This is a genomic window from Solwaraspora sp. WMMB762 (assembly GCF_049179115.1).
GTDB lineage: Bacteria > Actinomycetota > Actinomycetes > Mycobacteriales > Micromonosporaceae > Micromonospora_E.
In genome coordinates this window covers 5,777,282-5,800,809 of sequence record NZ_JBMHMD010000001.1, presented here as the reverse complement: position 1 = coordinate 5,800,809, position 23,528 = coordinate 5,777,282, and the positions used below count along the sequence as shown (strand labels likewise).

Below are 23,528 nucleotides of genomic sequence, written 5' to 3'. Positions count from 1 at the left end.
CGACGGCCGCCCGTTTGGCGGCGATGGCCGGCGGTATCCGACCGGTCGACCACGAATTGTCGAAATGGTGGTCGATCAGGCGGTGACGGTCGGTTCAGCCAGCGCGATGACACCGTAGTCATAGCCTTTGCGGCGGTAGACCACGCTCGGCCGGCCGGACTCCTTGTCCAGGAACAGATAGAAGTCGTGCCCGACCAGTTCCATCTGGAACAACGCGTCGTCGACCGTCATCGGATTGCCCGGGTGTTCCTTCTCCCGGACGATGTGCCAGGGCTGGTCGTCGTACTCGTCGGCAACGTCTTCGTACCCATCGTCGGTGAAATCCTGCGCGGTGCGGTCGAGCACCGCGACCGATGTCGCCGGCTCCTCGGTCGGCTGGGACGGCGGCAACGGGGCGAACCCGTTCAGCCCGGCGGTCGGCAGCCCGGAGGTCGCCTCGGCCACCGAGACCGGCGCGTGCCGGCCGCGGTGCACCCGGCGCCGGTCGGCGGCGCGGCGCAGCCGGGTGTCCAGCTTGCTGATGGCGGCGTCGAGGGCGCTGTAGAAATCCTTGGCGCACGCTTCCGCCCGGATCACCGGCCCGCGCGAGACACAGGTGAGTTCGACCCGCTGGCAGTGGTCCGACTGACGGGGATTGCGCTCGTGAAACAACTCGACGTCGACGCGCATCAGCTTGTGGTCGTACCGTTCGACCTTGGCCAACTTCTCGGCTACATGGGCTCGGTAGTGGTCGGGGACCTCTACGTTACGGCCTTTCACCACGATGTCCACGCGTGACCTCCCTGGAACGATCTCAACGATCGGTGTCGCTGCGAAAGAATGTGGGACCGGTCAGCGGACCAAGAGTGGTCGGCGTCAACCGGCCGGGTAGCGGAATACACCTCCCTCCGGGACACCTCAGGTGGTTGTTCAACCACCGGCCATACCCCTGATGCGCCTACGCTAACCCGCCGACGGCGGCGCGTCATCAGTTCGGCAGAGACCGGTGCGCGAAGATTCCCAGATCATGAACAAACCACGACAAAGGACACTAGACACTGACTACCGCAGGTGACGGCGTCGCGTCGCTGCGAGCACCACGGCGGCGTACGCCGGCAGTCCCTGCGCGACAAGCAGCCGGTGCACAGCGGCCAGCGTCGCGCCAGTGGTGACGATGTCGTCCACCACGATCACCCGCAGTCGCGGATCCGCCCGCAGCGAGATGTCAAGTCCGACCCGCCGGGGCCGAAACGCCGTCCGGGCGGACGCCAGCCGCGCCGCACTGTCCAACCCGGCCGAGTCCGGGCGGGTCCGGGCCCGCAGCGGCCGCGCCACCGCGACCCGCCGGCCGTCGGCCCGCAACCGGGCCGCCGCGTACCGGGTCAGCCGGGCGAGATGATCACCGTGCCGGGCCCGCGCCGCCGCAGCGGTGCTCGGCACCGGAACCAGCAGCACCGGCCGGTCCGCACCGGTGCCGACCGCGGCGGCGACCGCGTCGCCGAGCAGCCGGCCCAGCGGCCGGCCCAGCCCGTGCCGCCCCCGTTCCTTGTACGCCAGCAGCAACTCCCGCAGCACCCCCGCGTACTCGCCCAACGCCACGCAGGGCGGCAGGTCGGGCGGGGCCGGCTCGGGGCGTACCGGCCGGGGGCGCAGCCGCTGCACCTCGTCGGCGCACCGGCCGCACACGCCGAACCGCAGCCGGCCGCCGGTGCGGCGGCAACCGGCGCACTCCGCCGGCAGCACCAGGTCGGCCAGCGCCGACCAGACGTCGCCCACCACCGCCGCAGGTCAGTACAGGAAGAACGGGGCGGTCGGATTGGCGGTCGAGTTCTCCGGCTCCTCGGTCCCGCTCGGCTCCACCCCTTCGATCTCCTCCGGCCGGATCTGCTCACTCGGCTCGAACAGGTCGTACGGAACACCGTTGGCGACGTACATCCGGGCACCGACCGTGCCGCCGCCGACCGGGTTGGCCGGATAGCCGGCCAGATGGGTCACGCTCGCCCCGCCGAGGTCCCGCAGCGAGCTGGTCTCGATCGCGCCGTCCACCGTCACGTCGTACAGGCTGACCCGCCCGTCAGGGTTCGTGCCGGCGGCCACCAGCAGCGTCTCGGCCACCCAGTCGACCTGGGTGAGGTCGGACAGCGAGGTCGGCACCCGACGGGGTGGCAGCACCTCGACCTTGCCGCCCCGGTTCAGCGCGGCCACGTACAGCCGACCGTCGACCACCAGCGCGATCCGGTGCCCGTCCGGGGCCGCACCGACCGACTGCACCTCGCCCGTCACCCCGGGCAGCGTGACCGGTTCGACCGCACCGCTGCCCACCCGGAACGAGTACAGCCCACCGTCCGCGACGACCAGCCCCACGTCGCCCGGTGCCTTGAGCCAGACCGGCCGGCCGATGTCGTCGAAGGTCCGGGTGCTGGCGTCGAAGCTGGTGCCCGCCCCGGTCGCCGCCCCGACGATCAGCCGCTGGCCATTGCCGTCGGCCACCGCGAGGGCCGCGTACGTACCGCCACCCGCCTGGGTGAAACCGGCGGTGACCACGTTCTGGTTGACCTCCTCGGTGAGCACCGGGATCGGCTCGCCGGAGCGCGCCGAGCTGCGCAACCGGTGCACCCGGCCTTGGTAGACGGTGAACCGTTCGGGCGTCTCGGGCAGCGCCTGGGTGCCGTTCATCGCCAGCAGGTCGGCACCCGGGTACACCTTCGGGCTCTGCCCCTGGATGGTCAACTCCAGGTCGTTGTCGAACTCCGGCCACAGCGACCACATCAACTGGGCGGCCAGTCGGTCGAGTTCGCGTTCGTCGGCGAACGGGGTCGCGTCGGCGATCAACGTGACCTTCAGCCGGTCCCCGGTGTCGGGCACGTTGCCACCCGAGCGGATCCCGCTCGGCAGCGCCTGCACCGCCGAGGCGAGCCAGTTCGACGGCCCGCTGATCAGCATTTCCAGCAGGACGGTGCGCTGGCGCTCCAACGGCACCGCCACCGGCAGGTAGCGCAGGTCCGGCACCAGCGCCCGTTGGCTGGTGTCCCAGAAGTAGATGGTGCGCTGCAGGTAGAACGTGTTCAACGCGTCCACGCTGAGCAGCAGCGCCGCCGGCGGGTTGAGGACGAACTTGCCCGTCTCACCGGCCACCGACCCGACCTGGAAGGTGTACTCGGTGAACTCCGGCTCCTGGGCGGGCAGCGGCTCCAACGCGCCGTTCGGCCGCAGCAGGCCGAGCTGCTGGACGTCGAGCGCCACCTCCTCCACCCCGGCCTCGGCCCGGGTGATCTGCGGACGTTCCCGCAGTCGAACCACGGTCAGCGCGACCTCGGGATTGGGATCGCGGATGTCCGCGCGGTCCTGCGGCGCGACGTACTCGCGTACCTGTTCCACTGCCCGTTCCGCCTCCACGGCGGCGGCCTGCAGGAAGTTGACGACGAACGCCTCGGTGTTGTTGCGTTCGTCGAGCCGCGACGCCGGCGTCTGGGCGCCGCCGCCACCGGTCGGCAGACCGGGTGCCGGCCCCTGCCCGTCGACCCGGACGTCGGTGTTCTCCGGAATGCCGCACCCGGCGGCCAGCACCCCGGCGAGCACCGGCAGCAGCGCCAGTCGACGCCACCGGCGGATCACGGTGCCGCTCCGGTCGCAGCCACGCCGCCACTGGCCCGGCCGCCGGAGCCGACGCTCTGCTCCGGGAGGACGACCATCGTGCCGACCGGTTCGGCGGCCGAGGGCGCGGGCTGCGTCGGCGCCCGCCACGGCTCGTCCGGATCGGCACCGTCCGACCCACCGTCCGACCCGCTGTCCGACCCACCGGACGGCGGCCGGCGGTCCTCCGGTACCAGCCGTAGCGGTGACGAGGTGAGCCGGTCACCGGCCCGGGCCGGCAGGGTGAGCCGGAACTGGGCACCCTCACCGGGCGCACCCCACGCTTCCAGCCAGCCGCCGTGCAGCCGGGCGTCCTCCACGCTGATCGACAGGCCGAGACCGGTCCCACCGGTCTGCCGGGCACGGGACGGATCCGCCCGCCAGAAGCGGTTGAACACCAACTTGTCCTCCCCGGCCCGCAGGCCGACCCCATGATCACGTACGGTCACCGCGACCGCCGCGTCGTCGACGCCGAGAGTGACCACCACCGGCCGGCCCTCGCCGTGCTCGACGGCGTTGCCGACCAGGTTGCGCAGCACCCGCTCGACCCGACGGGGATCCACCTCGGCGATCACCGGCGTCGCGGGCAGTCGCAGCTCGATCCGCACGCCGAGCCGGGCGGCCAGCCCGTCGAGCCGGTCGGCGACCCGGCGGACCACCGACACCAGATCGGTCGGCTCGGCGTCCAGCACCGCGAACCCGGCGTCGAACCGGCTGATCTCCAGCAAATCGGTGAGCAGGCTCTCGAACCGGTCCAGCTCGGTCTGCAGCAGTTCGGCGCTGCGGGCCGCCGCCGGGTCGAAGCCGTCCCGCTCGGCGAAGAGCAGATCGGCGGCCATCCGTACGGTGGTCAGCGGGGTGCGCAGCTCGTGCGACACGTCGGAGGTGAACCGACGCTGCAGCCGGGACATCTCCTCCAGCCGGGTGATCTGCCGCTGCAGGTTCGTCGCCATCTGGTTGAACGAGGCGGCCAGCATGGCCAGGTCGTCCTCGCCGTCGACCACCATCCGTTGGTCCAGCAGCCCGGCGGAGAGTCGCTGCGCGGTGCGCGCGGCCACCCGTACCGGCGTGACGACCAGCCTGGTGACCAGCGCGGCCAGCAGGCCGAGCAGCATCACCAGGGCCAGTCCGGTGATGAGCACGGTCGCCCGGATCTGGTTGGCGGCCTGATCCTGGGTGGTCAGCGGCACCAGGTAGTAGAGCTCGACCTGACCGAACTTGGTCGGCACCGGAGAGCCGTAGACCAGATACTTGAGCCGCCCCTCGCCGAGGTCACCGGTGCGGATCTGGTGCGCCTGGGCACCGGAGCCGACGTGCCGGGCCAGCTCGTCGCTGATCATACCGGACGCGTCCACCGCCGGCGAGGTCGCCGACTGGATCAGTGGGTAGCCGCTCGCCGCCATCACCACGACCACCCCACCCACCTGGTCGGGGTCGCCGCCGGCCAGGGTGCTGACGGTCAGCTCGAAGGTCACCCGGACCTGCGGGTCGAAGTACTGCGGATGCACGCTCATCTGCTCGGCGGCGTAGTCCCGCCCGTGGGTCAGCCGCCGCTGCACGTCCTCCCGGGCCCGGTCCAGCAGAATGTTGGTGCTCTGCGACGCCACCATGTACGCGAACCCGCCGACCAGCAGGCCGGACGCGACCAGAGTGATGGTCACCACCCGCAGCTGCAGGGACCTGCGCCACATCCGCTGGGCTCCGCTGGTCACCGGCCGGGTCCGGGCCAGCAGCAGCTCCCGCGCCGGGCGCAGTGCGCCACTGACACGGGAGAGCAGGTCGGACACGGTGCGGGATCGGCCAGCCACAGTACCGACCAGGCTAGCCGGTGCCCGCCTTGTAGCCCACGCCCCGAACGGTGAGGATGATTTCGGGTCGCTCCGGATCCGGCTCGATCTTGGCGCGCAACCGCTGCACGTGCACGTTCACCAGCCGGGTGTCGGCCGCGTGCCGGTAACCCCAGACCTGCTCCAGCAGCACCTCACGGGTGAACACCTGGCGCGGCTTGCGGGCCAGCGCGACCAGCAGGTCGAACTCCAACGGAGTCAGCTTCACCTCCTCACCGTCGCGGCTGACGGTGTGCGCCGGCACGTCGATGGTGATCTGGTTCCCCGGTGGCCCGATGGTGAGCAGTTCGGGTGCGACGTCCTCGCCCCGGCGCAGCCGGGCCCGCATCCGGGCGACCAGCTCCTTGGGCTTGAACGGCTTCACCACGTAGTCGTCGGCGCCGGACTCCAGGCCGAGCACGACGTCGACGGTGTCACTCTTGGCGGTGAGCATGACGATCGGGATGCCCGACTCGGAGCGGATCGCCCGGCAGACGTCGATCCCGCTCATCCCGGGCAGCATCAGGTCGAGCAGCACGATGTCCGGCCGGTTGTCCCGGAACGCGGCGAGCGCCCGCTCACCGTCGGCAACGAACGACGGCAGGAAGCCCTCGCTGCGCAGCACGATACCCATCATCTCCGCCAGGGCGGGATCGTCATCGACAACCAGCACGCGGGCTCTCATGTGACCAATATTCCATCCCGGTTCCAGCGGTGGGGGACCGCCACCGGCCGGGCCGGTCGCAGCGCCACCGGCACGGTCACGACATCCCCGTACGGTAATGACATTCCGGACGCCGCGCCGCCCTACAGCGTCCGACGGCGATCCGCGTGCCACGATGGTAGGCCAGCGTCCCGTCCGAACCATCGACCACCTCGTCACCAGGAGTCCGCGTGCATCACGCCGACCCGCCCGACGTGCTGCCGCTACGCCCGCTCACCACGGGCGAACTGCTGGACGCAGCCGTGGGTCTGCTCCGCGGCCACGCGCCCGTCCTGTTGACCGTCGGCGCCGTACTCGCTCTCGGTGAGCAGCTGCTGCTGCTCCCACTGCGCGAGGCGGCCGGAGCCACCGCCCCGGCGTACCTGCCGAGCTGGAACCGGCTCGGCCTCTACTGGCTGCTGCTCGCCGCCGGGGCGGCCCTCGAAGTGACGGCGATCGCCCTGCTCAGCGGCCTCACCTCGCGGGCGGCCGGAGCGACGCTGTCCGGTCGGCGCATCACCGGGGCCCGGCTGCTCGACCCGCGCGGCGGCCGGTTCGCCGCGGTCGTGCTGGTCGCCTGGGCGGCCGGCACCATCATGTTCACCGCCGCGCTCGCCGGGCCGGTCTGGTTCATCGGGTACGCGGTCCTCGGGCTGGCGGTCCCGGCCGTGGTGCTGGACCGGGTGCCGGTCTGGCAGTCGCTGGCCCGGTCCGCCGCGCTCGCCACCCGCGCCGGGCTGCGCGCCGGGCTGATCCGCGTCCTGGGCTACCTGATCTGGTTCGCCATCCGCGCCGGCCTGGCGATCGGCGCGGTGAACCTGGTCGACCGGGACGCGGCGTGGCTCGCCGTCGCGACCGTCGCCGGCTGGACACTTCTCAACGCGGTCGGCTACCCGGCGCTCGCCTGCCTGGACGCCGTCCTGCACGTGGAGACGCGGATGCGTACCGAAGGACTGGACATCCGCCTGCGGCGGGCATCGACCCCGACGGCCACCTCCCGGGCCGCAGCGTCGATGAGGCCGGACGCCGGTTTGCCGGTGGCCGGCAGGTGATCGCGACCGTGAGCCGCTGGTGGACCGAGTTCGTCGCCGCCGTCGGCGACGTCGTCCCGCTGTCCCTTGCCACAGTGCTGCTGGTGGCCGGTGCCGCGTTGGCCGCCCTCGGATGGTTCCACCGGCCCCGCTGGTGGCCACGGCGCCGGTCCGGTCGATGGGGCTGGCTGGGCCGGCCGGGCCTGGCCGACCGGCTGCGCCGGCTGGGCCGCTGGCGGCCGGCACTGCCCGGCCTGCCCCGCTGGCTGACCGCACTCCAGCCGCGCCGCTGGCTGGCCGCACTCCAGCCGCGCCGCTGGCTGGCCGCACTCCAGCCGCGCCGCTGGCTGGCCGCGCTCGATCCACGCCGCTGGCGACGCCGGCCGGCGGCCGCCGGCGGCCGCCCCGGTGGTTCGCCGGTGCCGCCGCCCCGGTCGACCGACGTTCCGGCCGCACTCGCCGACCGGTACGCCGACCAGGGCCGGTACGCCGAGGCGGTCCGGGAACGGCTGCGCGCGATGGTCGTGGAGATCACCGACCACGGGGTGCTCACCGACCGCCCCAGCTGGACCGTCACCGAACTCGCCGATGTGGCCGGGCGGGCCGAGCCGGCCGCCCACCCCGTGCTGACCGAGGCCGGCGGCATCTTCAGCGACGTGTGGTACGGCGGGCAGCCGGCACTGCCCGGCCACGACCGGCGGATGCGCGAACTCGCCGGCCAGCTGCGTCACGCACTCGACCAGGACCGTCGGCCCGCCGGCCAGCGACCGGGCCGGCGACGGTGACGGTGACCCGGCCCGGCGTCCGCCGCCAAGGGCTGCCACGGCGGCGGTGGCGGTGGCTGCGGATCGCGATCCCGTTCACGGTGGTCGGCGTACTGCTCGTCGGCACCGCCGTGGCGTACCAGCTGACCCACCCGGACCCGACCCGGCCCGGCTTCCTCTCCCCGACCAACCACGGCCCGGACGGCGGCAGCGACCTCGCCGCCGCGTTGCGCGACGACGGCATCGCCGTCCACTCCGCCGACGGGACCGTCGACGCGATCCGCGCCGCGCTGACCGGACCCACCACGCTGTTCGTTCCCGCACCAACCCTGGTGCATCCGGACTACCTGCAGGCGCTCGGTCGGATGCCGGCCGGGACCCGGGTGCTGCTGGTCGACCCGCCGGCCCGGCTGCTACGCGGCGAGCCGCTGCCGGTCGAGCGCCGCACCCGGCGCTGGGCGGCCCGGGTCGACGATCCGGACCACGACGGCCGGCCATGCGCACTGCCCGAGGTGGCCGACACCGGACCGGCGGCGGCCGTACGGCAGCGTTACGCTGCCCCGCCCGGAATCGACCCGGACCGGTTCGACCTGTGCTTCGATGCCGGCCTGGCCCGGCTCGACTGGGGGCAGGCCGAGCTGGTGGTGGTCGGGGCGAGCGACCCGTTCCGCAACGACCGGTTCGACGAGCACCGCAACGCGCGGTTCGCCGCCCAGCTGCTCGGCGCCCGTGCACAGGTGGTCTGGCTCGACCTCGCCCGCCCGGACACCCCACCGGAGCCCGGGGAGCCGGTGCAGCAGCCGTCGATCCACCTCGGCGAGGACGACCCCGGCGCCGGCCCGCAGGTCAGCGCCCAGCCGACCGGGCGACCGCAGGGACCCGTGGCCAGCGAGGTCCGGCCGTCGCAGGACACCCTGCTGGACGCCTTTCCGCCGTGGTTCTGGGCGTTGCTCGCCCAGTTGGCCGTCGCCGCCCTGGTACTGGTGCTGTGGCGGGCCCGCCGGTTCGGTCCACCGGTGTCCGAGGCGCTGCCGGTGACGGTTCCGGTTGCCGAGACGATGCTGGGCCGAGGGCAGCTCTACCGGCGGTCCCGGGAACGGGCCCCCACCACGGGTATCCTGCGTACCGCCGCACTGGCCCGGCTCGTCCCGATGCTGGATCTGCCGGATCAACCCCAACCGGCGGACGTCGTGGCGGCGGTCGCCGACCGAACCGGGGCGTCCGCCGAGCAGATCGACGCGTTGCTGTACGGGCCGCCGCCCACCACCGACGGCGACCTGCTGCACCTGGCCCGGCGGCTGGCCGCCCTGCCCGCCGAGGTCGCCGGTCCGGCCAACCGCATCGAACCGGCAAATGGGCCGGAGCGGACACCGCCCGACGGGCCGGAGCGGACACCGTCCGACGGGCCGGAGCGGATACCGTCCGACGGGCCGGTGGCTCCGGCACCCCGGTCCCCATCCGCGATCGAAGGAGAACCCCGGTGACCCGACCCAGCGTGACCGGTCCGGCGGACGCCGTACCCGCCGACCGGCACAGCGGCCCCGCCGCCGACCGGCACAGCGGCAGCGTCACCGCCGGCCAAGGCACCGACCTCGCCGGTCACGACGCGGCCCGCGACGCGCTACGCCGGCTGCGCGCCGAGGTCGCCAAGGCCGTGGTCGGGCAGGACGCCGTGGTCACCGGTCTGGTCATCGCGCTGCTCTGCCGTGGGCACGTGCTGCTGGAAGGCGTACCCGGCGTCGCCAAGACCCTGCTGGTACGCGCGTTCGCCGCAGCGCTGGATCTGGACGCCAAGCGGGTGCAGTTCACCCCGGACCTGATGCCGGGCGACGTCACCGGGTCACTCATCTTCGATCCACGAAGTGCTGCGTTCACCTTCCGGGAAGGCCCGGTCTTCACCAACCTGCTGCTCGCCGACGAGATCAACCGGACACCACCGAAGACGCAGTCGGCCCTGCTCGAGGTGATGGAGGAGCATCAGGTCTCGGTGGAAGGGGTCCGCCGGCCGCTGCCGGCACCGTTCATCGTGGCCGCCACCCAGAACCCGATCGAGTACGAGGGCACCTACCCGTTGCCGGAGGCGCAGCTCGACCGGTTCCTGCTCAAGCTGTCCGTACCGCTGCCCAGCCGGAACGAGGAACTGGGCGTGCTGCGGGCCCACCACGCCGGCTTCGATCCGGCGGACCTGGCCGCCGCCGGGGTGCGCCCGGTCGCCGGGGCGGCCGACGTGGCCGCGGCCCGCCGGTCCATCGGGCAGGTACGGGTCAGCGAAGAGGTGTTCGGCTACATCGTGGACCTGTGCCGGGCCACCCGGACGGCTCCCGCGCTGGCGCTCGGCGCCTCACCAAGAGGCACCACCGCGCTGCTCAACACCGCCAAGGCGTGGGGGTGGCTGGCCGGCCGCGACTACGTCACACCGGACGACGTGAAGGCGGTCACCCGGGCCACCCTGCGGCACCGGATCCGGCTACGGCCGGAGGCGGAGCTGGAGGGAGTCACCGAGGACGCCGTACTCGAATCGGTGCTCGGCGCCGTCCCGACGCCCCGGTGACCAGGCCTGACGCAGCCGTGACCAGGCTTGACGCCACGGTGACCAGGTCGCTGGCACCGCCGGCCGGGACCGGGCGGGCGCCGTGCTGACCTGGCGGGCGGCGGCGCTGCTCGGGGCCGGTGCGGTGACCCTGCCGTGGTGGCCGCGGCCATGGCTGGGTCTGGTGATCGTCACCGGATCGGTGGCCCTGCTCGCGCTGATCGACCTGGCGTTGGCCGCCCCGCTGAGCGCGCTGGAGCTGCGCCGCGACGGCGACCGGACCAGTTGGTTCGGCACTGCGGCGACGGTGACGTTGCGGCTGCGCAACGGCTCCGGACGGCGGCTGCGGGCCGAGGTCCGCGACGCCTGGACCCCGTCGGCCGGCGCCGCCCCCGCCGACAGCGCCGGCACCGATTCCGCCGATCGCGCCGGCACCGATCCGGCCGTTCGCGCCGGCACCGCCGCTAGCCCTGCCGGCACCGTCGGCGGTGGACCCATCTGGCGGGTACGGCTGGCACCGGGAGCTACCGCCGCGCTGCCCGCCGCGCTCAGCCCGACCCGTCGCGGCGACCGCCGCGCCGTCGAGGTGACCGTCCGGTCCGCCGGCCCACTCGGGCTGGCGTTCCGGCAGCGACGCCGACGGCCGGCCACCCCGCAGTGGACGCTGCGGGTGCTGCCCCGCTTCGACTCCCGGCGGCTGTTGCCGGAGAAGCTGGCCCGGCTGCGGGTGATCGACGGCATGCGGGCGACCCGGGGACGGGGGCAGGGCACCGAGTTCGACAACCTGCGCGAGTACGTGGTCGGCGACGACGTACGGTCGATCGACTGGCGGGCCAGCGCCCGGCGCTCCGACGTACTGGTCCGGACCTGGCGTCCGGAGCGGGACCGGCGGGTGGTGTTCGTCCTGGACACCGGGCGCACGTCGGCGGTCCGCGTCGGCGACCAGCCCCGGCTGGACGTGGCGGTCGACGCCGCGCTGCTGCTGGCCACGCTGGCGCACCGAGCCGGTGACCGGTTCGACCTGCTGGCGGTGGACACGAAGGTCCGGGCGCGGATCTGGGGTGCGAGCCGACAGACCCTGCTGCCCCGGTTGGTCGCCGAACTGGCGGCGCTGCAACCGGCGCTGGTGGAAACGGACCACGAACTGATGGTCGGTGAGGTGCTCCGCCGGGAGACTCGCCGGTCCCTGGTGGTGCTCTGCACCGCGCTGGAGCCGGCGGCGCTCGGCGACGGTCTGCTGCCGGTACTGCCCCGGCTCGTCGCCCGGCACCAGGTGGTGGTGGCCGCGGTCGGGGATCCGGCGGTGCCGGCCGTCGCCAACGGGCCGGTCCGCGACGTCGCCGACGTGTACCTGGCCGCATCGGCAGCACAGACCAGGGCCGAGCGGGACCGGGTCGGTGGTGCGCTGCGTCGGCACGGTGTCCCGGTGCTGGACGCGGCCGCGCCGAGCTTCGCCGGCCGGCTCGCCGACCTCTACCTTCAGCTGAAACTGCTCGGCCGGCTCTGAACCGAATCGGCGGGGCGCAGGGCCGGATCAGCGGGGCGCCGGGCCGGGTCGGCGGGACGCAGGGAGCCGAGGATGAGGACGTAGCCGAGGAAAGCGAGCCAGGCGGCGAACCCGATCGCGACCCGCAGCCAGGTCGGCAGCGGTGCCGGGGTGACGAAGGCCTCGATCAGCCCGGCCACCGCGAACAGCAGCACCAGCCCGAGCGCCACCAGTACGCCGGAGAGCCCGGCCTCGGCGACCGCCCGGCCCCGGGTCAGGTGCGCCGGCGGCGCGATCCAGGCCCCGCCGATCCGCAGCCCCACGCCGGCAGCGATGAAGACGCCGGTCAACTCCAGCAGACCGTGCGGCGTGACCAGTCCGAAGAAGACATCCGCCCGGTCGTACGAGATCATCACCCCACCGGTGACCCCGAGGTTCAGCGCGTTCACCCAGAGTAGGTAGAGCACCGGGACCACCAGTACGCCGGCGGCCAGGCACTGCGCGGCGAGCCAGGCGTTGTGCGCCCACAACTGGGCGGCGAAGTTCGGTGCCGCGTACCGGGTGTAGTAGCCGGCGAAGCTCGACTCGGCGAGCTCAGCGGCGGCCTGGTCACCGATCAGTAGCCGGGCGCTGTCCGGATTGCCGGCCACCCACCACATCAGGAAGCCGGTGAGCGTGCAGAAGGCGACGGCCACCGCCGCCCACCAGGGCGCCGCCTGGAACACCGCCCGGGGGAACCCGACGCTGAAGAACCGGCCGACCCGGGCCCAGGAGAATCCCCGACCCCGGGTGAGCCGGGCGCGGGCCGCCAGCACCAGCCGGGACAGCCGGGCGACCAGCGCCGGGTCCGGCGAGCGGCTGCGGACCGCCGACAGGTGGGTGGCGGTCCGCTGGTAGAGCGCGACCAGCTCGTCCACCTCGGCGACGGTCAGTCGCCGGGCACGCACGAGCTGTTCCAGTCGTCGCCACTGGGGCTCGTGCTCCGCCACGTACGCGTCGAGGTCCACGGTCACCTCCCGTCCCATAGTGTTCACTGGCAGGGTGGCCATGCAGACAACCGGGGGCGGCAGGCTCGTCAGCGGCGAAGCTGTCGAGGTGGAGGTACGGTTGGCCCGGCTCGGCTCGCGGCTGCTGGCCCTGCTCGTCGACCTCGTCGTGCAGGCGCTGATCGCGGTGGTGCTGGCGGTCCTGGCCGGGCTGCTGCTCGCGTCGATGCGCGCGTCCATCGAGGTCGACGAGGCGCTCGGGCAGGCCCTACTCACGGTCGGCGCGGTCCTGGTGCTGGTCGGTTACCCGGTGCTGGGCGAGACGTTGAACGCCGGCCGTACCGTCGGCAAGCTGGCGGTCGGCATCCGGGTGGTACGCGACGACGGCAGCCCGCCACGTTTCCGGCACTCGCTGACCCGCGCCCTGGTCGGCGTGGCCGCCGAGTGGCCCGGTCTGCTGCTGCCGCCGCTCACCTGGCTGGCCAGCCTGGTGACGATGGTGACCAACCGGGACGGCAAACGTCTCGGGGACCTGGCCGCCGGCACGATCGTGGTGCACGACCGGGCCCCGGCGGCCTGGGGGTGGGTGCCGGACATGCCGCCGGTGCTCGCCGGTTGGGCCCGTACCCTCGATCTGAGCCGCCTCGACGACGACCTCGCGCTGGACGTACGGCATCTGCTCGCCCGGGGGCACGGGTTCGCCGAACCGGCCCGCTCCGACCTGGTCCGGTTGGTGACCGAACAGGTCACGGCGGTGGTCACTCCCCCGCCGCCGGCCGGTGTCCCGGACTGGGCCTACCTGGCGGCGGTTCTCGCCGAACGCCGTCGCCGGTCGGCGCAGCGACTGGCCCGGACCAGGGCGGTGACCGCCGCGCTCTGGCCGGAACTCGCTGCGGTGAGTCCGGCGCGCACAAGTGCCCTGCGTCCGGCGGCGCCGGTCCGGGCCGCTGCGCCCGAGCCGGTTGCGCCGGCGCAGCGGGACGGACCGGACTGGCCGCGCGGCAGCTGGCCGCGGCCGCCCTGGCTGGGCCCGACGGCGGAGCAGCCGGACTGGACCGGGGTGCGCCGTCCACCGGTCGCCAGCACGCTGCGCACCTCCGGCGCACGATCCGACCGAGAGCGGCCGCCCGGATCCGCACTGTCGTGAACCGGCTTACGGCTGGCCAGGTGTGGCAGCATCGGTGCCGTGAAGGCATTCCTCCCGTGGTTGGTCGTCCTTTCCCTGGTGATCCTGTTGAACGCGGTCGGGTTGCGCCCGTTGGCCACCGCGCTGGCACTCGGTTGGCTGGTGTACTGCATCTGGACCTGGGTACGACCGGGCAGCCGCTCCCAGGGTTGACCCCGCCGGCACGCCACGAGTCGGTAATTTCCGGATTAGCTTGACAGCGTGACTACTCACTGCAAATCTATGGCTACGTCGCGTCACGATGATCGTCACGCTGACGCGCGGGGGAACCAAACCGGGGGGATGCGCGGGGCGGCTGTCGGTGAGCGGAGCGGACGCTCACCCGGCCGCCCCGCGTGCTTGTCCGGCAGCAGCCGGCTAGTCGATCGACGGATCGACCGAGGCGACGAACGCCGTACCAGTGCCGGAGACCACCAACGGCGTCCCGCCGGCCGGTCCCACCGCCGCCTGCCCGGCCCGGACCGACACCGCCGCCACATCGTCGTCGACGGTGACCTCACCGGCGACGCAGAGCACCACCCGGGGGCCTTCGACCGGCACCGACACCTGCCGCACGTCAGCGTCGAGCACAATTCGGTGCAGCGCGAACTCGGCGACCGGCACCGGCCAGGTGACCACCCCGGAAGCGACCGGACGGACGCGTACCACCGGGTCGTCGAGCACCTCGAAGCGCAACACCCGCAGCAGCTCCGCGACGTCGACATGCTTGGGGGTCAACCCACCGCGCAGCACGTTGTCACTGGCCGCCATGATCTCCACGCCGGCACCCCGCAGGTACGCGTGCAGGTTGCCGGCCGGCATCCAGATCGCCTCCCCCGGAGCCAGGGTGACCTGGTTGAGCAGCAACGCCACCAGTACCCCGGGGTCGGCCGGATAGTGCCCGGCCAGCCGGCGCAGCAGCGCCGCGTCGGCGGCGTACCGCGTCGGCAGCCGGTCGGCGCCCGCCACCGCCGCCGCGACCAGAGCCGACCGTTGCGGACCCGGCCACCGCAGCAACCGTTCCAATGCCTCCGGCAGCCCGCCCGGTCCGACCCGCAACGCCTTGATCACCGGCTCCAGCTCGTCGACACCCAACGCCGCCAGCACCTCGGCGGAGAGCTGCGGTGCCCGGAAGCCGCAGAGCGCATCGAACTCGCTGAGCGCCACCAGCAGCTCCGGCTTGTGGTGCGGGTCGGCGTAGTTACGCCCCGCCGAGGTGGACGGCAGCTTCGACTGCGCGGTGTACCCGGCGCGGGCCTGCGCCGCATCCGGATGCGCCTGCAACGACAGCGGCGTCTCGGCGGCCAGCACCTTCATCAGGTACGGCAGCCGCCCGTCGAACCGGGTCGCGGTCGGCTCACCCAGCCAGCCCACCGGATCCTGGTCGATCAGCTCCGGCAGCCCGACCAGCGCCCCGCCCCGCCGCACCTGGGACGGCGCACCGGGGTGGGCACCCAGCCAGAGCTCCGCCTCCGGGCCGGGTGCCGGAGCCGGGCGCCCCTGCAGCTGCGCGATGACGGTCCGCGACCCCCACGCGTAGTCCCGGATCCGGCCGGTCAACAGTTCCACGGCGCCCGCCTCAGGTGGTGGAGAGTTCCTTCATCTCGCTCACCGCCGGCACCGCCATCGGGTCCAGATGGTGCGCCAGCGCCAGGTAGACGGAGGCGAAGTCGGGGACCGAGATCAACGAGGCGAGCCGTTCCAGTGCCGAACCGCCCTCCGCGGTGATCACGTCGCACCGCACACCGCGCCGGTCCGCCAGAGTCTGCACCGCCTCGGCCCGACGCTCCTCGACCACGAAGGGTTCGTCGGCGTCGTCCTCCGGGTTCAACCCACCGTCACGCAGCAGCACCAGACGCAACCGGGTCGGCGACTCGGACTGGTCATCATCGTCGTCCGGGTCGGCGAAAATGTCCCGGGTCGACTCCCCCAGACCGCCGAAGACCCCGTCGAGCAGCCCTACCCGGCCCCGGCCGGCCTCACCGAGCGCCCCGGTGACCACCGGGTAGCGGGCGTTCGTGGACAGCGTGTCGCCGAACCGGCGGGCGGCGACCGACGCCACCGGCGACGAGCCCCAGACGATCGGCACCGACCCGGCCAGCCCGAGAGCGAGCGCCTTCGCCGGATTGACGAACGACTCAGCGGCCGGGCGGCACCGCTCGGCGTCGGCGTCCAGCCGGGCCGCCGTCTCCGCCAGATCCGCCTCGTTGACCTTGACCAGCCCCAACGCCCGCGCGGCAAGCAGCACCGGCACGGTCAACGCCCAGAGGCTGGCCCGGGCCGGAGCGCGTCGTGGCACCGGGACGAACGGGGCGCGTACTCCTTCGGCGACCGACTGCAGCTGCGAGTCGGGCGGCCCGACGGCGACCAGCCGGGCACCGCGCCGGGCGGCGGCCTGAGCCGCACCCAGCGCTTCCGGGCTGCGTCCCGAAGCGCTGACCGCGATGACCACGTCGGCCGCGCCGACCCAGCCGGGCACGCCGGCGCTGCGGTGCGGGATCACCGGTACGGGACAGCGCGGTCCGGCCACAGTGGCCAGCACGTCACCGGTCCGCCCGGCGGTACCGATACCGGCGATGACCACCGCCCGGGGGCGCCCCTCGTCGCCGAGCACACCAAGGTTGGCCTCGGCGGCCAACGCCGCCGACTCGCGCACCTGGGCACCGGCCGACGCGGTGAACCGCAGCATGCCGCCGGGATCGGTCGAGTTGAGCCCGTCCACGTCGTCGAGCAGCGCCTCGTCGGCGACCCGCCGACCCACCACCCCGGACGTGCCGTCGATCGGAACCGCCATCAGCCGGCCTCGCCGGGCCGGCGGGCCTCGTCCAGCAGCAGCACCGGGATCCCGTCGCGCACCTCGAAGATCCGCGAGCACTCCGGGCAGGTCAGGGTCGCCGCGTCCGCGTCGTAGGTCAACGGCGTGTGGTGCGTGTCCGGGCAGGCGAGGATCTCCAGCAGCTGCGAATCCAGGGCCATCGGATGGCTCCTTCCACGTGTCTCGCCGGCGGACCCCGTCCCGGGGTGCGCCTTCCGGTGAAGATCCTAGCCGCGAACCAGCGCGAGCACCCCGTCGCGCAGTTCGGCCATCCGCTCGACGGTCGGTGCCTCCACGTTGAGCCGCAGCAACGGCTCGGTGTTCGAGGCACGGATGTTGATCCAGGCACCGTCGTCGAAGCGGACGGTCAGCCCGTCGAGCTCGTCGGTGTCGGCGTCGGCGTACGCGGTCTTGATCTCGGCGAGCTTGGCCTGCTGGTCGGTGACCGTCGAGTTGATCTCACCGGAGGCGACGTACCGCTCGAACTCGTGGGCCAGCTCGGACAGCGGCTTGTCCTGCTCGCCCAGCGCGGCCAGCATGTGCATCGCGGCCAGCATCCCGGTGTCGGCGAACCAGAAGTCCCGGAAGTAGTAGTGCGCCGAGTGCTCACCGCCGAAGACCGCGTTGGTCCGGGCCATCTCGGCCTTGATGAACGAGTGGCCGACCCGGGAACGCACCGGCTCACCGCCGTTCTCCCGAACGATCTCCGGCACCGCGCTGGAGGTGATCAGGTTGTGAATGACCGTCTCGCCGGGGTGTTTGGCCAGCTCCCGGGTGGCGACCAGGGCGGTGATCGCCGACGGGGAGACCGGCTCGCCACGCTCATCGACGACGAAGCAGCGGTCGGCGTCGCCGTCGAATGCCAGCCCCAGGTCGGCGTTGTGGTCCCGGACCGCCTTCTGCAGGTCGACGATGTTCTCCGGGTTGAGCGGGTTCGCCTCGTGGTTCGGGAACGAGCCGTCCAGCTCGAAGTACATCGGCACGATGTCCAGCGGCAGAGCCGGCAGCACCGTGTCGCCGAGGACCGCCGGCACGGTGTAGCCGCCCATCCCGTTGCCGGCGTCGACGACCACCTTGAGCGGCCGGATCGCGGACAGGTCGACCAGGGTACGCAGATGCGCGGCGTAGTCGGCGAGCAGTTCGCGCCGCTCGACCTGGTCCCCGCCGGACGGCACCTCGCCACTGTCGAGCAGCGCCTGGGCCCGGTCCCGGATGTCGGTCAGCCCGGAGTCCTGGCCGATCGGCGCCGCCCCGGCCCGGCACATCTTGATGCCGTTGTACTGGGCCGGATTGTGGCTGGCGGTGAACATCGCGCCGGGCAGCTCCAGCGCGCCGGAGGCGTAGTAGAGCAGATCGGTGGAGGCCAGCCCGGCGTGCAGCACCTCGGCACCGGCGGCGGTGGCCCCGGCGGCGAACGCGTCGGCCAGCGGCGGCGACGACTCACGCATGTCGTGGGCGATGACTATCCGGTCGGCTTTGTCGCCGCGCTCGGCCAGGACCTGCACGAACGCGGTACCGATGGCCCGGGCCACGGTCTCGTTCAGCTGATCCGGAGTGGTGCCACGGACGTCGTAGGCCTTGACGATTTTGGACAAGTCAGACAAGGTCTCACTCCTCAGCCGTGCCGATGCCAACACGAGTGAGGGTAACGGAGCGGTGGGCAATGCCTTCGGCCAAGGCTGACGGTCCATCCTCCGGCAGCACGATGTTCATCCTCCGGCCGGGTACGCCGCTGCCGGCAACGCCGAGCCGCTGGTCAGCGCCGAATCCGGGGCAACAGCATGGTCGCCCCGCCGCCCCCAACATCCCCACCAGGACCACCCGTACCACCGGGGGCCGACCGGGTCGGACGCAGCCTGCGGACCAGCAGCACCAGCAGGGCGATACCGACAGCGACCATGCCGATCCCGGCGGCCATCACCCCGGTGCCGATACCGGAACCGTCGTCACCGGCCGGCCCACCGGCCGAGCCGGCCGCAGCCAGCAGATCCTGGTCCGGCAGGACGGCCGGCGCGTCGCTCGGCTCCACGGCCGCGCTGTCGACCGTCGGTTCCGGGGTCGGTTCCGCACTCGGCGACGGGGTCGGCGGACCCGGCTGGTAGGTGCCGGCGAGCCGGCCGCCGACCCGTTTGGCCCCGGCTTCCCGGCCGAGCAGCACCCCACCGGCGGTGTACGCCTCACCGACGATGTGCGCGACTCCGGCCGGCGCACCGGCCCGGAACGCCATCCGGTAGCGGACCGAGCGGCTCTTGCCCTTGCACAGCTCGTCATCTTCCGGCGCGGTGTGCTCGGTCAGCAGCAGCCCGTCGCCGTTGTCCCACAGCGGCACGGTCACCCAGTCGTCGTCGATTCGGGCCTGCACGCCGACCTGGTCGGGGGTGACACCGGGCAGCCGGATCGCCAGCGCGGTACGCACCGCCACGCACCCGTCGGTGCGTTTGGTCACCTTCACGGTCACCCCACCGGCCTTCTCGCCGACCGCGAACTTGCTCGGCAGGCCGATCCGCACCCGCTCGTCCTGGCCGTAGGCGGGACCTGCGGCGAGCACCGCTGTGCCGACGGTCAGCGCGAGCACCGTCGCCAGTCGAGCCGCGCCACGCCGTACCGACATCTCCGCCTCGCCTTCCGCGTCGCCGGCACCCGCGCTTCGGACGCCACCGCGCGACAGGCTACCGCGCTCCGGCTACGCGGCCGGCCCGCGCAGCGAGCCACCCCGGACATCGGCGACGAACCGCCCGAAGTCCGTCGCGGTGAAGGCGAGCACCGGGCTGGCCGGGTCCTTGGAATCCCGTACGCCGACGGTCCCGCCGACGACGGCGACCTCGACGCAGCTGCCGTTGCCGCCGCTGTAGCTGCTCTTGCGCCAGCCCGCCCCGGTGAAGTCTGCTGTGGACATGCGGTGCTCCTTGTCAGCGACGCGTCAGGTCAGCCCGTCGGCGACCTCGGCGATGAACGCCCGGGAGTCGTCGCAGCCGAGCGCATCCGCCCGCAGGTCGTCGAAGACAAGGTTATACCGGGCGACGCCGGCCGGCTTCTCCACGTAGAGGTCGCCGGCCTCGTTCTCGACGTAGGCCACGTCGGCGTCGGCGGTCTCCGGGAAGGTCAGCACGGTGAACGGCCCGGTGATGCAGGCTGAGGCACCGCGTGCGAAGGGCAGGACCTGCAGCCGTACGGTCGACAAAGTGGACAGGTCGACCAGGTGACGCAGCTGCCGGTGCATCAGCTCCGGCCCACCGACCAACCGGCGCAGCACCGCCTCGTCGAGGACCGCCCAGAGCCGCACCGGGTCGGTGTCGCGGGTCAGCACCCGCTGCCGGGCCATCCGGACGCCGACCTTCTCCTCGATGGTCTCGGCGCTGTGGCCGGGCAGGGTCTTGCGGATGACCGTCCGGGCGTACTCCTCGATCTGCACCAGACCGGGCAGTACGGACGGCTCGAACCAGCGCAGCTCGGCGGCGTCGTTCTCCAGCGCGATCAGCGTGGAGTATTCCCAGGTGAGACGTTCGCTGTACTCCTGCCACCAGCCGGTCTCCTGCGCCTGGCGGGCCAGGGCGACCAGCCGCTGCCGCTCGGGGCCCTCGATGCCGTAGACGTCGAGCAGCTCGTGGACGGTGCCGGGCGAGATCCTGACCCGGGCCGTCTCGATCCGGCTGATCCGGGCGGTCGAGCAGCGCAACTCGGTGGCGACCTGCTCGGCGAGCAGGCCGGATGTCTCCCGCAGGGCGCGCAGCTCGCGACCGAGCTGCCGGCGTCGCACCGTCGGCGGCGATCCGACGACCATCAGACACCTCCTGAACATTGATGCATGGATGCCAGTCTCGCTTACCGGAAGCGCGAAGTCAGCTACCAGTAGTTCAGATAGTGCAACTCGATGCACTTGCATGACCGGTGGCCACCAGAACACGATGACATCACCACACGTCACTGCGTACCGAATCGAGGACGACTGTGAGCGACCAGACCCGCACGGCAACCACCGCGATCCGGCTGGAGGCGGTCCTGCTCGACCGGGCACCGAAGGTGTTCGCCCTGTGCCGCTGATCGTGCACAGCGACGGCAGCCGCGACGGAATGACCTGGTGCAACGACATCGAGTCGGCGAGTCGGTTCTGGGCACCGCTGATCGGTGCCGACCTGCTGGCCGTCGCCTAACCTGCGAGGTGCCAGGTCAGAGGTCGAGTCCGGTGAGGACCATCACCCGGGGATCGGTGTAGTCGTCCATCGCGCTACGGACCCCTTCGCGGCCGACACCGCTGCCCTTGACCCCGCCGTACGGCATCTGGTCGGCCCGGTACGACGGCACGTCGCCGACGATCACCCCGCCGACCTGCAACGTCCGATGTGCGGTGAACGCGGTCTGCAGGTTGTGGGTGAACACGCCGGCCTGCAGCCCGTACGCCGAGTCGTTGACCGCCGCGAACCCGGCCTCGTCGTTCTCCACCCGGTCCACGACGAGCACCGGGCCGAAGACCTCCTCGGTGAGCACCTTCGCGCCGGCCGGCACCCCGGTCAGCACCGTCGGTGGGTACGTCGCGCCGTCGCGCCGGCCGCCGACCTCGATCGTCGCCCCGGCGGCCACCGCCTCGTCCACCCAGGACTCGACGCGTATCGCGGCGTCCTCGCTGATCAGCGGCCCGACGTCGGTCGCCTCGTCGGCCGGGTCACCGGCCCGCAGCGCCTGAACGGCCGCGACGAGCCGGGGCAGGAAGCCGTCGTAGAGCCATTCGTGCACGTACACCCGTTGCACCGCGATGCAGCTCTGCCCGGCCTGATAGTTGGCGAAGGTGGCTATCCGCTGTGCCGCCCGGGTCAGCTCCTCGTCGCCGGTCCAGTCCTCGCAGATCACCGCTGCGGCGTTACCGCCCAGCTCCAGGGTGACGTGCTTGTCCGGCACTGAGCGGCGGATCAGCGCGCCGACCAGGCCGGAGCCGGTGAACGACACCACCGGCAGGCGTGGGTCGGCGACCAGGTCGCCGGCCCGGTCGTTCGGCACCGGCAGTACGGAGACCATCCCGGCAGGCAGCCCGGTGCCTGATCCACTGCCCGGCACGGCGTCCGACGCGGCGTCCGGATCGGCCGGCTCGGTGACCTCGGCGATCAACTCGCCGAGCAGCAGCGCGGTCAGCGGGGTCGCCGGGGCCGGCTTGACGATGATCGGGGCGCCGACCGCGATCGCCGGGGCCACCTTGTGCGCCACCAGGTTCAGCGGAAAATTGAACGGCGAGATGCCCAGCACCGGCCCGCGCGGCACCCGGCGGATCACAGCCATCCGGCCGGCGGCGGCCGGGTCGGTGTCCAGGCGCTGCAGGTCGCCGGAGAACCGCCGGGCCTCCTCCGCCGCCCAGCGGAACGTGGAGACGGCGCGCGACACTTCGGCCCGCGCCCACTTGACCGGTTTGCCGTTCTCGGCGGTGATCAGCCGGGCGATCTCGTCGGCCCGCTGCGCGAGCCGGGCACTGATGTGGTCCAGTGCGGCCGCCCGGCGGTACGCGGGCAGCGCGGCGGCCTGCGGCGCGACCCGGTGCGCGGCGGCGACCGCCTGCTCGACCTGGTCGGGCGTGGCGTAGCTGGTTTGTCCGACGAGCCGACCGTCGTACGGGTGGTGCACGTCGAGCGGTGTGTCACCGTGCGCCGGCTCGCCGGCCAGCCAGAACGGCGTACGCGGGGTCGGGTCGGGGTGATCCATCCGGCCAGCCTAAAGCCAGTGACCGAGGCACTCGATGGCCTTGACAACGTACAACCGATCGGTTGTATATTAGCGTGGTGATCGAGGAGAGCGCGGACCGGGCGGACGCCATGTTCCACGCGCTCGCCGACCGCACCCGGCGCGACATCCTGCGCCGGGTGCTGGCCGGGGAGCACTCCGTCTCCGCGCTCGCCGCCAAGTACGACATGAGCTTCGCCGCCGTACAGAAACACGTCACCGTGCTGGAGAAGGCCGGTTTACTGACCAAGCGACGCAGTGGTCGCGAGCAGCTGGCCAGCGGCGACGTGCAGGCGGTGCGCTCGGTGGCGGCCATGCTCGCCGAGCTCGAACACATCTGGCGTGGCCGCATCGCACGCATCGACGCGCTGCTCGCAGACGACCCCGACGAAAGGACCGAACAATGCCCGTGACCGACGTCCAGCAGGACCTTGACAACCTGACCCTGACCATCACGGCGGACTTCGCCGCGCCGGTGGAGCGGGTCTGGCAGGTCTACGCCGACCCTCGCCAACTGGAGAAGGTGTGGGGACCGCCGACCTACCCGGCGACCGTGGTCGACCACGATTTCACGCCCGGCGGTCGCGTGACCTACTTCATGACCGGCCCGGAGGGCGACAAGCATGCCGGATACTGGCTGATCACCGCCGTGGACGAGCCGACGAGCTTTACCTTCGACGACGGCTTCGCGGACCTGGACTTCAATCCGCTGTCGGAGTTGCCGGCCTCCCGCAACACCTACACCTTCGCCGAGCACAACGGCGGCACCCGGGCGACCTACCTGAGTAAATACGAGTCCGCTGAGGCACTGCAACAGGTGCTGGACATGGGCGTGGTGGAGGGCTCCAAGTCGGCGATCAACCAGATCGACGAGCTACTCGCCCCCGCTCCTTGATCAAAAATCGCT

At 72.5% G+C, this 23,528-nt stretch carries 23 protein-coding genes; 9 read left to right on the top strand and 14 right to left on the bottom strand.

What is annotated here, in order from left to right; all coding sequences use genetic code 11:
• Positions 1-75 precede the first annotated feature (75 nt).
• From hpf to mtrA, 5 genes are all read right to left on the bottom strand, one after another.
• Positions 76-771: a ribosome hibernation-promoting factor, HPF/YfiA family gene (gene hpf, locus ACN27J_RS26015; protein WP_278173976.1), complete on the bottom strand. Its 696-nt coding sequence runs from the start codon at positions 769-771 to the stop codon at positions 76-78.
• Positions 772-1,041: 270 nt separating this feature from the next.
• The gene (locus ACN27J_RS26010; RefSeq protein ID WP_421370232.1) at positions 1,042-1,758 is read right to left on the bottom strand and encodes a ComF family protein; all 717 of its coding nucleotides are present in this window, start codon (positions 1,756-1,758) and stop codon (positions 1,042-1,044) included.
• A gap of 9 nt (positions 1,759-1,767) precedes the next feature.
• A complete protein-coding gene (locus ACN27J_RS26005; protein ID WP_421370230.1) occupies positions 1,768-3,594 on the bottom strand; it encodes an LpqB family beta-propeller domain-containing protein in 1,827 nt (608 codons plus the stop codon).
• A complete protein-coding gene (gene mtrB / locus ACN27J_RS26000) occupies positions 3,591-5,303 on the bottom strand; it encodes an MtrAB system histidine kinase MtrB (protein ID WP_421372486.1) in 1,713 nt (570 codons plus the stop codon). The genes ACN27J_RS26005 and mtrB overlap by 4 nt, the downstream gene beginning before the upstream one ends.
• 130 nt (positions 5,304-5,433) lie before the next feature.
• Positions 5,434-6,123 carry an MtrAB system response regulator MtrA gene (mtrA, locus tag ACN27J_RS25995; RefSeq protein ID WP_278173971.1) on the bottom strand — a complete coding sequence of 230 codons (690 nt, stop codon included), beginning with the start codon at positions 6,121-6,123 and terminating at the stop codon, positions 5,434-5,436.
• A 209-nt stretch (positions 6,124-6,332) separates the two neighbouring features.
• Here mtrA and ACN27J_RS25990 point away from each other — a divergent pair, with 209 nt between their 5' ends.
• The 5 genes from ACN27J_RS25990 (at position 6,333) to ACN27J_RS25970 (ending at position 11,973) form a co-directional block, all read left to right on the top strand.
• On the top strand, positions 6,333-7,193 hold the full coding sequence (locus tag ACN27J_RS25990; RefSeq protein ID WP_421370227.1) for a hypothetical protein: 861 nt from the start codon (positions 6,333-6,335) through the stop codon (positions 7,191-7,193).
• On the top strand, positions 7,190-7,957 hold the full coding sequence (locus ACN27J_RS25985; protein ID WP_421370225.1) for a DUF4129 domain-containing protein: 768 nt from the start codon (positions 7,190-7,192) through the stop codon (positions 7,955-7,957). Before ACN27J_RS25990 ends, ACN27J_RS25985 begins: the two co-directional genes overlap by 4 nt.
• Before the next feature lie 2 nt (positions 7,958-7,959).
• Positions 7,960-9,420: a DUF4350 domain-containing protein gene (locus tag ACN27J_RS25980; protein WP_421370223.1), complete on the top strand. Its 1,461-nt coding sequence runs from the start codon at positions 7,960-7,962 to the stop codon at positions 9,418-9,420.
• A gap of 146 nt (positions 9,421-9,566) precedes the next feature.
• Positions 9,567-10,487 carry an AAA family ATPase gene (locus tag ACN27J_RS25975; protein WP_421372484.1) on the top strand — a complete coding sequence of 307 codons (921 nt, stop codon included), beginning with the start codon at positions 9,567-9,569 and terminating at the stop codon, positions 10,485-10,487.
• Positions 10,488-10,572: 85 nt separating this feature from the next.
• Positions 10,573-11,973 (top strand): DUF58 domain-containing protein, encoded by a 1,401-nt coding sequence (locus tag ACN27J_RS25970; RefSeq protein WP_421372482.1) that lies wholly within the window; start codon positions 10,573-10,575, stop codon positions 11,971-11,973.
• Here ACN27J_RS25970 and ACN27J_RS25965 read toward each other — a convergent pair.
• Positions 11,946-12,977 (bottom strand): stage II sporulation protein M, encoded by a 1,032-nt coding sequence (locus ACN27J_RS25965; RefSeq protein ID WP_421370221.1) that lies wholly within the window; start codon positions 12,975-12,977, stop codon positions 11,946-11,948. The two genes, ACN27J_RS25970 and ACN27J_RS25965, sit on opposite strands and share 28 nt — an antisense overlap.
• 22 nt (positions 12,978-12,999) lie before the next feature.
• On the opposite strand from ACN27J_RS25965, the gene ACN27J_RS25960 reads away from it, so the two are divergent.
• Positions 13,000-14,085, top strand: coding sequence for an RDD family protein (locus tag ACN27J_RS25960; protein ID WP_421372480.1), 1,086 nt, complete (start codon positions 13,000-13,002; stop codon positions 14,083-14,085).
• A gap of 39 nt (positions 14,086-14,124) precedes the next feature.
• Complete coding sequence (locus tag ACN27J_RS25955) at positions 14,125-14,277, top strand: hypothetical protein (RefSeq protein WP_421370219.1); 153 nt, start codon at positions 14,125-14,127, stop codon at positions 14,275-14,277.
• A 204-nt stretch (positions 14,278-14,481) separates the two neighbouring features.
• On the opposite strand, the gene manA is transcribed toward ACN27J_RS25955, so the two are convergent.
• The 8 genes from manA to ACN27J_RS25915 form a co-directional block, all read right to left on the bottom strand.
• Positions 14,482-15,672, bottom strand: coding sequence for a mannose-6-phosphate isomerase, class I (manA, locus tag ACN27J_RS25950; RefSeq protein WP_421370217.1), 1,191 nt, complete (start codon positions 15,670-15,672; stop codon positions 14,482-14,484).
• A 10-nt stretch (positions 15,673-15,682) separates the two neighbouring features.
• Positions 15,683-16,897, bottom strand: coding sequence for an SIS domain-containing protein (locus ACN27J_RS25945; protein ID WP_278173962.1), 1,215 nt, complete (start codon positions 16,895-16,897; stop codon positions 15,683-15,685).
• On the bottom strand, positions 16,897-17,079 hold the full coding sequence (locus tag ACN27J_RS25940; protein WP_123603724.1) for a Trm112 family protein: 183 nt from the start codon (positions 17,077-17,079) through the stop codon (positions 16,897-16,899). Before ACN27J_RS25940 ends, ACN27J_RS25945 begins: the two co-directional genes overlap by 1 nt.
• Before the next feature lie 66 nt (positions 17,080-17,145).
• Entirely contained in the window at positions 17,146-18,522 is a 1,377-nt protein-coding gene (locus ACN27J_RS25935) for a phosphomannomutase/phosphoglucomutase (protein WP_421370214.1), read from the bottom strand.
• A 152-nt stretch (positions 18,523-18,674) separates the two neighbouring features.
• On the bottom strand, positions 18,675-19,529 hold the full coding sequence (locus ACN27J_RS25930; protein WP_421370213.1) for a hypothetical protein: 855 nt from the start codon (positions 19,527-19,529) through the stop codon (positions 18,675-18,677).
• Between the two features lie 72 nt (positions 19,530-19,601).
• On the bottom strand, positions 19,602-19,814 hold the full coding sequence (locus ACN27J_RS25925) for a DUF397 domain-containing protein (RefSeq protein WP_421370211.1): 213 nt from the start codon (positions 19,812-19,814) through the stop codon (positions 19,602-19,604).
• 24 nt (positions 19,815-19,838) lie between these two features.
• A complete protein-coding gene (locus ACN27J_RS25920; RefSeq protein WP_421370209.1) occupies positions 19,839-20,699 on the bottom strand; it encodes a helix-turn-helix domain-containing protein in 861 nt (286 codons plus the stop codon).
• Between the two features lie 386 nt (positions 20,700-21,085).
• On the bottom strand, positions 21,086-22,603 hold the full coding sequence (locus tag ACN27J_RS25915; protein WP_421370207.1) for an aldehyde dehydrogenase family protein: 1,518 nt from the start codon (positions 22,601-22,603) through the stop codon (positions 21,086-21,088).
• 77 nt (positions 22,604-22,680) lie between these two features.
• On the opposite strand from ACN27J_RS25915, the gene ACN27J_RS25910 reads away from it, so the two are divergent.
• Complete coding sequence (locus tag ACN27J_RS25910; RefSeq protein WP_421370205.1) at positions 22,681-23,034, top strand: ArsR/SmtB family transcription factor; 354 nt, start codon at positions 22,681-22,683, stop codon at positions 23,032-23,034.
• A complete protein-coding gene (locus tag ACN27J_RS25905) occupies positions 23,025-23,516 on the top strand; it encodes an SRPBCC family protein (RefSeq protein WP_421370203.1) in 492 nt (163 codons plus the stop codon). Before ACN27J_RS25910 ends, ACN27J_RS25905 begins: the two co-directional genes overlap by 10 nt.
• Positions 23,517-23,528 lie beyond the last annotated feature (12 nt).

Coding starts and splice junctions, on each gene's coding strand:
- mtrB (WP_421372486.1), bottom strand. CDS start 5,303: ATGTGGCGCAGGTCCCTGCAGCTGCGGGTGGTGACCATCACTCTGGTC.
- mtrA (WP_278173971.1), bottom strand. CDS start 6,123: ATGAGAGCCCGCGTGCTGGTTGTCGATGACGATCCCGCCCTGGCGGAG.
- ACN27J_RS25965 (WP_421370221.1), bottom strand. CDS start 12,977: ATGGGACGGGAGGTGACCGTGGACCTCGACGCGTACGTGGCGGAGCAC.
- ACN27J_RS25960 (WP_421372480.1), top strand. CDS start 13,000: ATGCAGACAACCGGGGGCGGCAGGCTCGTCAGCGGCGAAGCTGTCGAG.
- ACN27J_RS25945 (WP_278173962.1), bottom strand. CDS start 16,897: ATGGCGGTTCCGATCGACGGCACGTCCGGGGTGGTGGGTCGGCGGGTC.
- ACN27J_RS25940 (WP_123603724.1), bottom strand. CDS start 17,079: ATGGCCCTGGATTCGCAGCTGCTGGAGATCCTCGCCTGCCCGGACACG.
- ACN27J_RS25930 (WP_421370213.1), bottom strand. CDS start 19,529: ATGTCGGTACGGCGTGGCGCGGCTCGACTGGCGACGGTGCTCGCGCTG.
- ACN27J_RS25925 (WP_421370211.1), bottom strand. CDS start 19,814: ATGTCCACAGCAGACTTCACCGGGGCGGGCTGGCGCAAGAGCAGCTAC.
- ACN27J_RS25920 (WP_421370209.1), bottom strand. CDS start 20,699: ATGGTCGTCGGATCGCCGCCGACGGTGCGACGCCGGCAGCTCGGTCGC.
- ACN27J_RS25915 (WP_421370207.1), bottom strand. CDS start 22,603: ATGGATCACCCCGACCCGACCCCGCGTACGCCGTTCTGGCTGGCCGGC.
- ACN27J_RS25905 (WP_421370203.1), top strand. CDS start 23,025: ATGCCCGTGACCGACGTCCAGCAGGACCTTGACAACCTGACCCTGACC.